The 13,834-nt window shown below is 41.3% G+C and carries 11 protein-coding genes; 10 read left to right on the top strand and 1 reads right to left on the bottom strand.

The annotated features are described in order from the left end of the window. Positions 1 to 9: 9 nt before the first annotated feature. Positions 10 to 1,233, bottom strand: coding sequence for a TraB/GumN family protein (locus EHQ47_RS00980; RefSeq protein WP_135749419.1), 1,224 nt, complete (start codon positions 1,231 to 1,233; stop codon positions 10 to 12). A 60-nt stretch (positions 1,234 to 1,293) separates the two neighbouring features. On the opposite strand from EHQ47_RS00980, the gene EHQ47_RS00975 reads away from it, so the two are divergent. The 10 genes from EHQ47_RS00975 (at position 1,294) to EHQ47_RS00930 (ending at position 13,833) form a co-directional block, all read left to right on the top strand. Next, positions 1,294 to 1,797: a chemotaxis protein CheD gene (locus EHQ47_RS00975; protein WP_135694214.1), complete on the top strand. Its 504-nt coding sequence runs from the start codon at positions 1,294 to 1,296 to the stop codon at positions 1,795 to 1,797. A gap of 6 nt (positions 1,798 to 1,803) precedes the next feature. Further along, positions 1,804 to 2,658 (top strand): HDOD domain-containing protein, encoded by an 855-nt coding sequence (locus EHQ47_RS00970; protein WP_004788173.1) that lies wholly within the window; start codon positions 1,804 to 1,806, stop codon positions 2,656 to 2,658. Positions 2,659 to 2,696: 38 nt separating this feature from the next. After that, entirely contained in the window at positions 2,697 to 3,233 is a 537-nt protein-coding gene (locus EHQ47_RS00965) for a shikimate kinase (protein WP_135749418.1), read from the top strand. Positions 3,234 to 3,628: 395 nt separating this feature from the next. After that, on the top strand, positions 3,629 to 8,206 hold the full coding sequence (gene gltB, locus EHQ47_RS00960; RefSeq protein ID WP_135776365.1) for a glutamate synthase large subunit: 4,578 nt from the start codon (positions 3,629 to 3,631) through the stop codon (positions 8,204 to 8,206). Beyond that, positions 8,199 to 9,641, top strand: coding sequence for a glutamate synthase subunit beta (locus EHQ47_RS00955; protein WP_135749416.1), 1,443 nt, complete (start codon positions 8,199 to 8,201; stop codon positions 9,639 to 9,641). Before gltB ends, EHQ47_RS00955 begins: the two co-directional genes overlap by 8 nt. Positions 9,642 to 9,851: 210 nt before the next feature. Beyond that, positions 9,852 to 10,823: an LA_0442/LA_0875 N-terminal domain-containing protein gene (locus EHQ47_RS00950; RefSeq protein ID WP_135749415.1), complete on the top strand. Its 972-nt coding sequence runs from the start codon at positions 9,852 to 9,854 to the stop codon at positions 10,821 to 10,823. A 194-nt stretch (positions 10,824 to 11,017) separates the two neighbouring features. Beyond that, positions 11,018 to 12,448: a cytochrome-c oxidase, cbb3-type subunit I gene (ccoN, locus tag EHQ47_RS00945; protein ID WP_135694219.1), complete on the top strand. Its 1,431-nt coding sequence runs from the start codon at positions 11,018 to 11,020 to the stop codon at positions 12,446 to 12,448. Next, on the top strand, positions 12,448 to 13,143 hold the full coding sequence (gene ccoO, locus EHQ47_RS00940; protein WP_135749414.1) for a cytochrome-c oxidase, cbb3-type subunit II: 696 nt from the start codon (positions 12,448 to 12,450) through the stop codon (positions 13,141 to 13,143). The genes ccoN and ccoO overlap by 1 nt, the downstream gene beginning before the upstream one ends. Positions 13,144 to 13,147: 4 nt before the next feature. Next, positions 13,148 to 13,297, top strand: a complete 150-nt coding sequence (locus EHQ47_RS00935; protein ID WP_002991638.1) for a hypothetical protein — start codon at positions 13,148 to 13,150, stop codon at positions 13,295 to 13,297. A gap of 5 nt (positions 13,298 to 13,302) precedes the next feature. After that, a complete protein-coding gene (locus EHQ47_RS00930; protein WP_004788022.1) occupies positions 13,303 to 13,833 on the top strand; it encodes a c-type cytochrome in 531 nt (176 codons plus the stop codon). Position 13,834: the final 1 nt, after the last annotated feature.

Here is a 13,834-nt window from a genome sequence, read left to right as displayed (position 1 = left end):
TCTTACTCTTTAAAATAAATTCTTCAAGCCTTTTCCTGCCACAATAAAGGTTCCAATGGTCGATCCAAATTGAGGAAGGAAAAAAACGAGAAAAATATGAAGAACACGGTTTTTCCAAAAGCCCGCCACTGATTCTGAATCTTCTGCGATATGTTCGAAGTCTTCCACAAGAGGTTTCCGTAAATAGGATTCCGAAAGAGCACTGACCCAACCTGCTTTAAAGATGGGCACAAAAGTTCCAATCGGAGCTGTGATAAAGGCAAGTAAGATTGAAATGGGATGTGCCCAAGCGATGAGAGCACCAAGGGCAGCCAGTCCCCCTTTGATATAAATGAGTTTAGAAAATAAATCCATCCCTGCTTCCCCACCTTGGCTCCAGGTAGTGTAACCAATGAGGCCTGCAAAAAAAACAGGATATAAAATAATACTGATATTGTCCCACCATTTGCGTTTGGGAACTTCATCTAACACGGATAAATCGTTAATTGATTGAATATTTCGTTCGATCCCAGCTAAATGACCAGCACCAACAACAGCCAAAACTTTTTTTGCCGACTTCCCTTCCGCAGCTTGTCTTATTTTTTCTGCTAAATATACATCCCTTTCATCAATGATAACATGTTTGACCGATTCATATTTTTTGGGAATTTGAGAAAACAGGTCTTTTAAAATATCATCTGATTTCATCTCTTCGATTTTATCATCGGAAACATCTTCCCGAACGAGAAGCGAAGCAAGAAGAGCACTAAATAAATACATTTTAGAGAAAAAACCAACATTCCCCCAAGACCTTTTCAGTGTGGTCTGGATTTCGCGGTCGACTGCCAACACCGGTTTTTTTAATTTTCTTCCTAGAGTGATAGCCTTTCGCATTTCATCACCGGGTTTGATGTCTTTATTTCCGATTTTTTTCTGGAAAGAAGAAAGGATGAGACTGGATAAAAGTAACCACATCTTTCTTTCTTTAAAAACTTTGAATATATCTAATTTTTTTAGGTAATCGGGATCTTCCACCGACTTCATTCGCGATTCACATAACTCTACACAAATGACATCAGGTTTTAATAATTGGATCATTTTTTCAACTTCATCTACACTTTGTTTGGAAACATGTGCTGTTCCAAGGATGTGGACTTCCGTTTTTCCGATGGTTTGGAAGAGGTAAGGTTCCTTTGTTTTGAAACCTTTTTTGGTAGATTTTCTTGTGGGAGTTGATTTTTTGATTGAACGCATAAGGAAAGCTTACTATCTATAATACCTAAGTAACGGTTCCACTCTCTAGAAACAAGTAGAATGTCTATAAAATCCAAAATCATCAATGTAGGAATTGCCGACATCAAGGTCGGAAAAGATACGGACGTGCTCCGAACTACATTGGGTTCGTGCATAGGAATCGTTTTGTATGATCCAGAACAGAAAGTGGGTGCCATCTCCCATATCATGCTCGCCAAAGATCCCACAGGCAAAGATGCCACTAAGTTTCCGCACAAGTACGGGGAAACGGCTCTACCCATCCTCATTGAGATGATGAAACAACAAGGTTCCAATATTGGACAATATTCTTGTCGTATGTTTGGTGGAGCCTCCATGTTCAAAGGAATCAACTCCCAATTCCTACAAAACATCGGGGAACAGAATATTGCTATTGTCAAAAAATTTATGGAAGAGAATAAAATCCCTGTCATAGTGGAAGATGTGGCCGGGAACGAAGGAAGAACCATCAGCCTTTATTGTGACGACGGGCGTGTGTTGTTAAAAAAAGCTGGTATGGAAAAATACCTTTATAAGGTGCGTTAGGCGAATATGCTAAAATCAAAGGTTGATGAAATACTACAAGACGTAAATAAACTGCCTGCCATTTCGGCTGTTGTGTCTAAGGTATTGGAAAAACTCCAAAAGCCAGACGTAAACATTGCAGACCTTGCACAAGAAATTTCAAAAGATCCTGCCATCACGGCCAACGTAATCAAACTTTCTAATTCCGCTTATTACAGAGCTTCCAAACCCATTCGTACGGTCCAAGAAGCACTCATGACCCTTGGGATCAAAACGGTAAAAGAAATTGTACTTCTCACTGCTGCCAAAGGAATCCTTTCGCAAGATTTGAATAGTTACCAACTGGATGCAGCCCAACTCTGGACTTCTTCCCTACTTGTGGCAGAACTTTCTAGTAAAATCGTACAACATAAAAAACTAAAAATTGATAAGGATCTTGCCTTCACTTCTGGATTACTCTGCAGTGTTGGTAAAATTGTCCTCGCACAGTTTTTTAGTCCGGTGATGATGCAAATCAAAACGGATTTAAAAGACAACCAAGAACCCTTCCCTAACTTAGAGAAAAAATACTTCGGATACACTCATATGGAAGTGTCGGAAAACCTCTTAAAACGTTGGAACTTCCCGCAGGAATTGACGGATGTGGTGGCAAATTACCTCACTCCAGAAAATTCCAAAAACAATCCGATTCTTACTTCTGTAGTACATATTGCAAGTATTCTCATTGTTGTTTCTGGAATCGGAATCGACATTGGTGGTGAATCAGTTCCCATTTCTCCTTTTGCTCTTAGCCAAACCGGCGTTACAGAAGCAGATATTGAAACTTATTTTGTTCACATCCCGGACTTACAAGCGGGACTTGCCGATTTACTCAACGTATAATTTTTTAAACTGAACCTCGAACGTTTGAACCAGATCGTATGAACATTATCTTTATTGGAGCTAGAGGTGCTGGGAAATCCAAAGTCTCAAGAACTCTTTCCAAACAAACAGAATTCCCGGTGGTTTCCACAGATTCCGTTTCCGTATATGAAGCAGGTGGAATTCCTATCCCCCAATTTGTTGAAACGTATGGTTGGAATAAATTTCGTGAATTAGAATATTCCATTTTGCAAAAATTACAAAATGCAGATGGAATTATTTTGGATTGCGGAGGTGGGATATTATTTGATTTGGATGCAGACGGAAACGAAATTCCAAGCCAAAGGAAATTAGATATCTTAAGAAAAATCGGAAGGATAGTCTATTTGGAACGAGGAATTGAGGAATTAGTGGAAAAGGTAAAAGGAGATTCCACTAGACCTGACCTCTCCAAAGTTACTTCCTACCGTTCTATTTTAGAAAAAAGATTACCCGTTTACCAAGAAGCAGCCCACTACAAACTAAACCTTTCCAAACTTACCAAAGAAGAAGCAGCCGAACGAGTCTTAGACTGGCTAGGTTTCAAATCCAAATAACAGATCTCTTTTCGAACTAAAAAAACTAGGTTTCAAAGAAAATGGGTTTTCTCAGGTTTTCTCCGAAACCATATTTCAAAATTCCTCTGGCCTGCTCGAAAAACGAACGATTGAGCGTTCCAGATCTCTCCAAAAGACACGTCGGGATTTAGACAATCTTCCTATGGAAGTTGCAGTTCGCTTCTTTCTTGTACTCTTAGATTTTTTAGACCAAATCCTAGTTTGTTCCATCATATAGCATAATGATCAAGTAAAGCGCCAATTGTTCACACATTATGCATTTTCAAGTGTTTAATTTTGCCTAAAAATAAATCATTTTGCTGAAAACAAAATAATTGGACAGTACACCCAAATTCAAAAACAAGGTACAGTAATTGCTTTAGAGTAGGGTACGTATGTCAAAATCCAACCAACCACCCATCCTTCCGCCACTCGGCCCACAGGCCCAAGGTATGTATGATCCTGCCATGGACAAAGATTCCTGTGGTGTTGGTTTTATCGCAAATTATAAAGGCAAACGTTCCCGGGACATCGTCGATAAGGGAATACGCCTCATGTGCAATTTAGAGCATAGGGGTGCCGAAGGTGCCGATCCAAAAACCGGTGACGGTGCTGGGATCATGATCAATATCCCGGATGCATTTTTTAGAAAAGTCCTCCCCTTCACTTTGCCGAAAGAAGGCGACTATGCTGTGGGATTTTTGTTCCTTCCCCAAAACACAGAAGCCCGAACTGCTGTGGAAAACGTAATTGAAAAAATCATTGTAGATGAAGGGGAAGAATTTTTAGGATTTCGCGACGTCCCCATTAACAAAGAATATGCGGGAGTTGTTGCATCCAAAACAATCCCTGTCTTCAAACAAGTATTCATTGGTAAAAAATCCAAAAAAAATAAAACCTCTGACGACTTCGAAAGAAAACTATTTCTCATCCGTCGCTTAATTGACAGACGAATCCGTACAGAAATGAAACTGGATCGTTCCCAATACTACGTACCTAGTTTTTCATCACGTACAATTGTATACAAAGGGATGTTACTTGGTGACCAAGTCAAAAAATTCTATGAAGATTTAAAATCTCCTGATTTAACTTCTGCCTTTTGTTTGACTCACACTCGATTTTCAACAAACACCTTCCCTACTTGGGATTTGGCTCACCCTTACCGCCAAATTGCCCATAACGGAGAGATCAACACTCTCCGTGGGAACATGAACTGGATGGCCGCTCGCCAAATGGTGATGCAGTCTCCACTTTACGGGGATGAACTTCGTCGTATGCTTCCGATTGTCATGGAAGGCCAATCCGATACAGCAACCTTTGATACTGTTTTGGAACTACTAGTGATGGGCGGAAGATCTTTACCTCACTCTGTTATGATGATGATCCCAGAAGCTTGGTCAAAAAACAAAGCGATGGATGCCGACAGACGCGCGTTCTACGAATACCATGCAACTTTTATGGAACCTTGGGATGGTCCTGCGGCCATTGCTTTTACTGATGGTAGAATCATCGGAGCAACACTCGATCGTAATGGACTTCGTCCTGCTCGTTTTGTGGTCACAAAAGACGATGAAGTGATCATGTCTTCAGAGGCTGGCGTTCTCAATCTTCCCCCAGAAGAAATACTCATCCAAGACCGACTTCGTCCAGGCCGTATGCTTCTGATCGATATGGAAAAAGGCCAAATCTTAGATGATGAAGAAATCAAAAAACAAATCTCTACCCAAAAACCATATCGCAAATGGGTAGAAGACAATATGATTCGTCTTGGATCTTTGCCGGACCCTGAGAACGTAAAACAACCGCAACACGAAACCATTTTAGAACGCCAAAGAGCTTTTGGGTACACACATGAAGATGTGTTTACCATCATCAAACCGATGGGAGTTTCTGGAGAAGAACCAATTGGTTCTATGGGTGTGGATTCTTCGCTTGCAGTTCTCAGTGAAAAACCACAACCCCTATTCCGTTATTTCAAACAAAACTTTGCGCAAGTCACAAACCCGCCGATTGATCCAATCCGGGAAGAACTTGTGATGGAACTCACAACTTATATTGGACCCGAAGGAAACCTTCTTTCGGAAGAGCCAGAACACGCGCATCGATTGGAGTTGGAACATCCAATCCTTACCAACGAAGATTTTGAAAAAATCAAACAAATCAGTGAAGGTCATTTCAAAGCAAAAACGTTTGAAATCCTTTTTGATCCTTCTAAAAAACATGACATGAGAAACTCGCTCGATCGTGTTTGTGCAGATGCTGCGAAAGCCGTTCGAGAACAAGGCGTAAATCTAATCATCTTAACCGACCACGGTGTGGGTGAGAAAAAAGCAGCCATCCCATCTCTACTTGCAGTGGCGGGACTCCACCACTATTTGATTCGTGAAGGTCTCAGAACAAAAGCAGGGATTGTATTAGAATCGGGAGAACCAAGAGAAGTAGCCCACTTTGCTTTGTTATGCGGTTATGGTGCGAACGCCATCAACCCATACCTTGCATTTGAAACCATTGCCGACCTTTCGTTACAAGGTTTACTCCCAGAAGTTCCTAATTACAAAGATGCAAAAAAGAAATACATCAAATCCATCGGGAAAGGACTTTTCAAAGTATTCTCAAAAATGGGAATCTCCACATTACAATCGTATTGTGGTGCGCAAATTTTTGAAGCCGTGGGACTTGATTCTGAGTTAGTGAATACTTACTTTGCAGGAACTCAGTCTCGCATTGAAGGACTTTCTCTAGAGATGTTGGAAGAAGAAACCGTTCGCCGCCACAAAGCAGCTTACGATCCTACTTTTTTCCCGAACAACCTAGAACCAGGTGGAGTGCACTACTATCGTAAAAATGGAGATAGCCATCTCTATACACCGATTACAGTTCACAAACTACAAAAAGCAACGCAAGACAACGATTACAAAGTATTCAAAGAGTTCTCAAGCCTAATCGATAACCAAAACGAAAAAGCAATCACACTTCGCAGTTTGTTCCAACTTGATTTTGAAGGATCCAAAGCGATCCCCATCGAAGAAGTGGAATCGGTAAAATCCATACTCAAACGTTTCCAAACAGGAGCGATGAGTCATGGTTCCATTTCTTGGGAAGCACATACCACACTTGCGATTGCGATGAACCGAATTGGTGCCAAATCGAACACAGGTGAAGGTGGAGAAGATCCAGTACGATTCAAAACCCTCCCGAATGGAGATAGCATGCGTTCGGCGATCAAACAGGTTGCGTCCGCACGTTTTGGTGTGACTATGGAATATCTAACCAATGCCGATGACATCCAAATCAAAATGGCACAGGGCGCCAAACCAGGTGAAGGTGGACAGCTTCCAGGCCACAAAGTAGACAAATACATTGGATGGCTTCGTTATTCCACTCCAGGGGTAACTCTCATTTCCCCTCCTCCTCACCACGATATTTATTCCATCGAAGATCTAAAACAATTGATCTTTGATTTAAAAAACTCGAATCCAAGAGCACGAGTTTCTGTGAAACTTGTTTCCGAATCGGGTGTAGGAACTGTGGCCGCCGGTGTTGCCAAAGCACATGCGGATCATATCCTGATCGCAGGACATGAAGGAGGAACTGGGGCAAGTCCCATTTCTTCTATCCACCATGCAGGAACCCCTTGGGAACTTGGACTTTCCGAAACCCACCAAACACTCGTTGCCAACGGACTTCGTGACCGTGTGTATCTGGCTGTAGATGGGAAACTCCTCACAGGAAAAGATGTGGTTGTGGGAGCTTTACTTGGTGCCGAGGAATTTGGATTCTCCACTTCCGCACTGGTTTCTGTGGGTTGTATCATGATGCGTAAATGCCATCTCAATACATGCCCAGTCGGTGTTGCGACCCAAGACGAATTTTTACGAAGTAAATTTACCGGAAAACCGGAACATGTTGTGAACTTCATGACCTTTGTTGCGGAAGAAGTTCGTGAGATTATGGCAAAACTCGGATTTAGAACATTTGAAGAAATGATTGGCCAAGTAGAAAAAATCAAATTCAAACGACCTCACCACCACTGGAAGGCTCGTGGTCTTGATTTTAGTAAAGTGCTCCATAGACCAACTCCTGTATTCCCTACTGGACTTTACCGTGCCAAAGAACAAAACCATCACTTGGATGAACAAATTGACAACGAACTGATTCGTAAGTCACTTGCTGCGATTGATCACAAACAACCTGTGAAAATCCAAACATCCATTGTGAACCTCAACCGTTCTGTGGGAACGATGCTTAGCCACGAAGTGACTAAAAAATATGGTGTGGATGGACTATCGGAAGACACAATCGATATCGAATTTACAGGAACCGCAGGACAGTCGTTTGGTGCTTTTGTAACCAAAGGAATGACACTTCGCCTGGTGGGTGAAGGAAACGACTATGTAGGAAAAGGGCTTTGTGGTGGAAAACTCATCTTCCAAACTCCAAAAAATGCTCCTTACAAAGCAGAAGAAAATATCGTTATCGGTAACACTTGTTTCATTGGCGCAACGAGCGGAAACGCTTATGTCAATGGGATTGCTGGAGAAAGATTCTGTGTTCGTAACTCTGGTGCTCATGTCATCGTAGAAGGAACCGGAGACCACGGTTGTGAATACATGACTGGTGGCCGGGTCATTATCCTTGGAGACATCGGACGTAACTTTGCTGCTGGTATGTCTGGTGGGATTGCTTACCTTTGGGATCCAAAGAAAAACAAAGAAGCTCTCATCAACAAAGAGATGGTCGACTTAGATCCGTTAACTGATGCAAGTGAAATTGCGGAAGTGAAAAAGATGGTAGAAGATCATAAAGCATATACAGGTTCTAAACGAGCCGAAGAAGTGCTGAAAGAATGGGATACTGTTGTAAAACAAATGATCAAAGTCATTCCAAGAGATTATAAAAAAGCTCTAGAAAAAATGGCAGAAGAAACTGCCGCAGGAAAAACGAACAAAGAGGGGGTAACAGCTCGTGGGTAAACCAACAGGATTTTTAGAATTTAAAAAAGAATACCTTCAGAAGATTGATCCGAAGGAAAGAGTTAAAAACTACAAAGAGTTTGAAAAACCTTTTCCTGAAGCTGTTGCCAAAGACCAAGGTGCTCGTTGTATGGACTGCGGAATTCCTTTCTGCCACGGTGATACAGGTTGTCCGGTGGATAACCTTATCCCTGAATTCAATGACTTTGTATACCGAGGTCGCTGGAAAGAAGCCTGGGAAAACCTTTCTAAAACCAATAACTTTCCAGAATTCACAGGAAGGCTCTGCCCTGCTCCTTGTGAGTCAGCTTGTACTTTAGGAATCATCGAACCTCCTGTTTCTATCAAATCGATTGAAAGAACCATCATTGATCGTGCTTGGGAAGAAGGATGGGTCATCCCACAACCTCCTGTCTCCAAATCTGGAAAAAAAGTAGCCGTTGTCGGTTCAGGTCCAGCAGGACTTGCCGCAGGACAACAGTTAGCGCGTGCAGGACATACAGTCACTATTTTTGAAAAAAATGATCGGATTGGTGGTCTACTCCGTTACGGAATCCCAGATTTCAAAATGGAAAAAAGACATATTGATCGCCGCATGAAACAAATGGAAGCAGAAGGTGTTACCTTCAAAACCAATGTGAATGTGGGAGTGGATATTACAGCAAAACAACTATTAACCGAATTTGATTCGGTGGTTCTTGCTTGCGGATCAGAAGTTCCAAGAGATTTACCAGTAGAAGGAAGAAATAGCAAAGGTGTTCATTATGCTATGGAGTTTTTGTCCAAAAACAACAAACACGTAGCAGGTGATGCTATTGAAATCATCAACGCCAAAGACAAACATGTCATTGTCATTGGTGGTGGAGATACCGGATCAGACTGTGTAGGGACTTCTAACCGTCATGGGGCAAAATCTGTCACTCAAATCGAACTTTTTCCTGAACCTCCCAAAGAAAGAGATGCTTCTACTCCTTGGCCTCTGTATCCAAAAATGTTCCGTACTTCCACCTCACACGAGGAAGGTGTAAACCGAAAATGGGCAGTTTCTACTATGGGTTTTAAATCCAATGAAAAAGGGGAATTGACCGCCATTTACGGATCCGAAGTAAAAGAAGAAAATGGAAAGTTTAACCCGGTCCCTGGAACCGAATTTGAATGGCCTGCCGATTTGGTTTTCCTTGCGATGGGATTTATAAACCCCGTCAAAGAAGGATTACTCGCTGATTTACAGAAAGAAGGATTGGAACTAGACGGACGTGGGAATGTAAAAGCTGATTTTGGAACAAAACCAGGATCATTTGCAACTTCTGTACCAAAAGTGTACGCTTGCGGGGACGTGAGACGAGGGCAATCCCTCATTGTTTGGGCCATTTCGGAAGGCAGGAAGTGTGCTGACCAAGTTCACCACTTCCTAATGCAAGAAGTAGAGGGTTAAAAACCTCTACTTCTTAAGAACCACATTTGGAACATACTTTATCGTAACATGGATAATTTATTTCCAATTGTGGGCTGACTTTCGAAGCGTCTTTGACAAAAAAATTCTTGCCTAACTTACAAATTGCGAAAATCATTGGAGAGATCAATTGAAACGTAGCAAGTAACACTATAGAGATTGTTATATAATATTCCAACATTTGAGATACCCTTGAAACTGACTATTACACAATTCATTAAAATCGCAACACTTTTGGTACTATTCGCCGGTAACCTATCCGCAGAGAATATCCTCCTCAAAAAAGGGGGAACTCTCCAAGGTAAGGTTGTTGAACAAGACCAATACAAGCTAAAAATTCGAAAAGAAGACGGAACTACAGTTGTTCTTAATAAAACAGATATTCTCAAAGTGGTTTATAAAGACCACCTAACGGCTGCGGAAGAAGATAAACTCAGAAAAGCGGAAGAAGAAAAAGAAAGAATTAAAAAAGAAAAAGAAGAAGCTGCAAGACTCAAAAAAGAACAGGAAGAAGCAGCAAAACAGGAAAAAGAATTAGCTGCAAAAAATGCATCGGCTGAAGCCGAAGCCAAACGCAAACAAGAAGAAGAAGCTAAACTAGCAGAAGCCGATCGCAAAAACCTAACAAAGACAGGTGCCACATGGAGATCTGCTGTTCTTCCTGGTTGGGGCCAATGGAAACAAGGCAGAAAAGTACAAGCCATTGTGTATCCTTCCATCATTGCTGTTGGACTCTTTTTTACATATGAGAAACATCGTATGTATTTAAATGCCAAACGTGATTATAATAATTTAGAAAATCCTTATACAACAAATGGTCTCATCCGTGCAGCTTTTTCTCCTCAATCGGCAGCGACTGTCTCCCCTGCTGAAGCAGTTGTTGTAAGCCAACTGGGTCCATTCAAAGGACAAAGGGAATCCGTCGAACGTCACTACCAAGAGATGCAATACATTGGGATTGCGACAGTTCTTGTTTATTTTTGGAATATCTTTGATGCCTACTACTTCCATCCCACAGGTTCTGGACTTAGCCAAGACGACACCAGAAAAGAAAAGTTCTTCATGTATTCATCTGTGGACCGCGTTGGATACCATCCGACAGCCATTGCAGGAGATCGTGGAATCGAACATCGTACACAATTAGGATATGAATTTACTTTCTAACCTCTGTTAGAAAGTCCGCACACTTTTCCCCTCCTCAATTAGATTCAGTCTAAGTCTCAAAGCTCCCCTTGACAAAAATCAAGGGGGGATTCTAAGAACCGCATTCTGTTTTTCTTTCTTTTCTTCGTCACTTTATAGACAAAGGAATTAGTTCTCTATATAAATGGAACTGATAAAGATTAAGGAGAGAAACATTGGCTACGGAAAAAACTCAATATGACGATTTTATCGTAAAAGGGTTTATCATTTCAGCGTTAGTCTGGGGCGTTGCATCAATGACATTTGGTGTCATTATTGCCTTCCAGCTTGTATATCCACAGCTGAATTTGGAATTACCTTGGACGAGCTTCGGAAGGTTACGACCTCTACATACCAATGCAGCCATTTTTGGTTTTGCGTTGAGTGTTATCTTCGCCACAGCCTACCATACGGTGCAAAGATTGTGTCGAACAAGAATGTGGAACGACACACTTTCCAAAATACACCTGGCACTGTATAACCTAACAATTGTCCTTGCAGCAATTACTTTACCACTTGGATACAGCCAATCAAAAGAATATGCCGAATTAGAATGGCCTATCGACTTATTGATTGTTGTATGGTATGTAATTTTCTTTGCAAACTATTTGATGACGGTAATCAAAAGAAAAGAAGAGCAAATGTATGTAGCAATTTGGTTCTACATTGCTTCCTTTGTAACAGTTCCACTTCTTTTTATCGTAAACAACATTGTCATCCCAGCAGGACTTTTAAAATCCTACTCGGTATACGCTGGTGTGTTTGATGCCAACATCCAATGGTGGTATGGACACAACGCAGTAGCCTTTGTTCTTACGACTCCGTTTTTGGGTCTTATGTACTACTACCTCCCAAAACACATCAAACAACCCATTTACTCACATAGACTTTCGATCATCCATTTTTGGTCGTTAATCTTTATCTATATTTGGGCAGGTCCTCACCATTTACTTTACTCTCCAATTCCAGAATGGTTACAAACAACAGGGATGGTTTTTTCCATCATGTTATGGATGCCTTCTTGGGGTGGTATGTTAAACGGATTCCTAACACTGACCCAAGCAAAAGACAAAATCAAAGTAGATGCTACCCTCAAAATGATGTTAGCTGCCGTTACTTTCTACGGTATGTCAACATTTGAAGGTCCACTTCTTTCCATTCGTGCAGTTTCCGCTCTTGGACACAATACTGACTGGATCATCGGTCACGTTCACTCAGGAACTCTCGGTTGGGTGGGATTTATGTCAGCTGCAGCACTCTACTACCTAGTTCCAAGACTTTGGAATGCTAACCTTTATAGCGAAAAACTTGCCAACGCACACTTCTGGCTAGGAACACTCGGTATCCTACTCTACATCATCTCCATGTGGGTATCTGGTATTACTGAAGGATCTATGTGGCGAGCAGTTGGTGAAAACGGTGAACTCGTTTATAAAGACTGGGTAGAAATTGTTGAGTTCTTAAAACCATTCAGACTATTCCGGGCGATCGGAGGAACACTCTATCTAACTGGAATTGTACTGATGGTGTATAACTTTATCAAAACCATTCAAAACAAAGACAGTGGGTTTGTAGAACAAGACTTACGTATAGGAGTGAAATCATAATGTTTGGATTTAACAAATTCTTAGATTGGTTTTCTGAAATTGCAGACCATTGGGATACAAAAGGTGTTAAGTTTACTCTTTATACAACGATTGCCGTTGTGATTGGTGGACTTTTCGAACTCATCCCTCCGTTTTTTCTTACGAAAACGGTAACTCCAATTTCAACTGTGAAACCATATTCCGCATTGGAACTAGCAGGTCGTGACACTTACCAAAGAGAAGGTTGTATCGGATGCCATACACAAATGGTTCGACCTTTCAAATGGGAAGTAGATCGTTTTGATCCAACAAAAGCTTACGGACGAACTGGATATTCAAAAGGTGGAGAGTATGTTTATGACCATCCATTCCTTTGGGGATCCAAAAGAACTGGTCCGGACTTAGCTCATGAATCACAAATGCTTCGTTCTGATGAGTGGCATAAAAACCATTTGATCAACCCAAGAACTGTAGGTGGTGTACCTAACTCGATTATGCCAGCTTACCCTTGGTTATTCGAAGAATCTCATAAGGTTGATGTAGAACAAGTAGTATCCAACATGAAAGCTCTAAAATCCATCGGAGTTCCTTACACTGAAGAAGATTTTGCTAACGCACCATCTCTTCTAAAGGACAAAACCGAAGGACAAGCACTTGTTGCCTACCTACAAAAACTAGGGAAGGATTCAGCCGAGTTACAAAAAGGTATGAAATAAAACCATGAACGATGCAGATATTCTACTCGTTTATAAAAGTTTGAGATTGCCGATCCTTGTGATCGCAATCTCTTACATCACCTACTACGTTTATAAAAAACGTACGAAAGACGAAATGGAGAAACCCAAGTATAGAATGCTTGAGGAGGATTAATACGAATGAAAGAACCAAAAGAAGTAGACGGAATCTTCCAAGCCGACAATCCCATGCCCACTTGGTGGAAATTAGTCTGGTTAATCAGTATCATCGTATCCATTGGATACGTTGTATACTTTCACTGGTATTCTGAATGGCCACAAGAAGTTGCATTTGAAAAAGAAGTTGCGGAACACGAAGCGCAATTTCCTGCAAAACAAGCAGTTGTTGTGAACACAGAAGATGGATCAAACCCTTACCGTGATGACGCAGTGGCGATTAAAGAAGGCGAAGGAACATACAAACAAATTTGTTCTGCTTGCCACGGCCCAACTGCAGAAGGTGCTGTAGGACCAAGTCTCGTGGACAAAGATTGGATTCATGGAAACACTGATAAAGAAGTGTTTAACAATATCATGAAAGGAATTGGACCAGAAAGACAAAAACTCAACCGAGGGGGAATGCCTGCTTGGGAAGGTTTAGGTGCTGAAAAAGTTTATGCTGTCATGGCATGGCTTGCAACTAAAAACAGTAGTTTGGTAAAGGCTAAGTAAA

The organism is Leptospira bourretii (assembly GCF_004770145.1).
Lineage (GTDB): Bacteria > Spirochaetota > Leptospiria > Leptospirales > Leptospiraceae > Leptospira_A > Leptospira_A bourretii.
This window is presented reverse-complemented; position numbering and strand designations above follow the sequence as displayed.

Coding starts and splice junctions, on each gene's coding strand:
- EHQ47_RS00980 (WP_135749419.1), bottom strand. CDS start 1,233: ATGCGTTCAATCAAAAAATCAACTCCCACAAGAAAATCTACCAAAAAA.
- EHQ47_RS00975 (WP_135694214.1), top strand. CDS start 1,294: ATGTCTATAAAATCCAAAATCATCAATGTAGGAATTGCCGACATCAAG.
- EHQ47_RS00970 (WP_004788173.1), top strand. CDS start 1,804: ATGCTAAAATCAAAGGTTGATGAAATACTACAAGACGTAAATAAACTG.
- EHQ47_RS00965 (WP_135749418.1), top strand. CDS start 2,697: ATGAACATTATCTTTATTGGAGCTAGAGGTGCTGGGAAATCCAAAGTC.
- gltB (WP_135776365.1), top strand. CDS start 3,629: ATGTCAAAATCCAACCAACCACCCATCCTTCCGCCACTCGGCCCACAG.
- ccoO (WP_135749414.1), top strand. CDS start 12,448: ATGTTTGGATTTAACAAATTCTTAGATTGGTTTTCTGAAATTGCAGAC.
- EHQ47_RS00935 (WP_002991638.1), top strand. CDS start 13,148: ATGAACGATGCAGATATTCTACTCGTTTATAAAAGTTTGAGATTGCCG.
- EHQ47_RS00930 (WP_004788022.1), top strand. CDS start 13,303: ATGAAAGAACCAAAAGAAGTAGACGGAATCTTCCAAGCCGACAATCCC.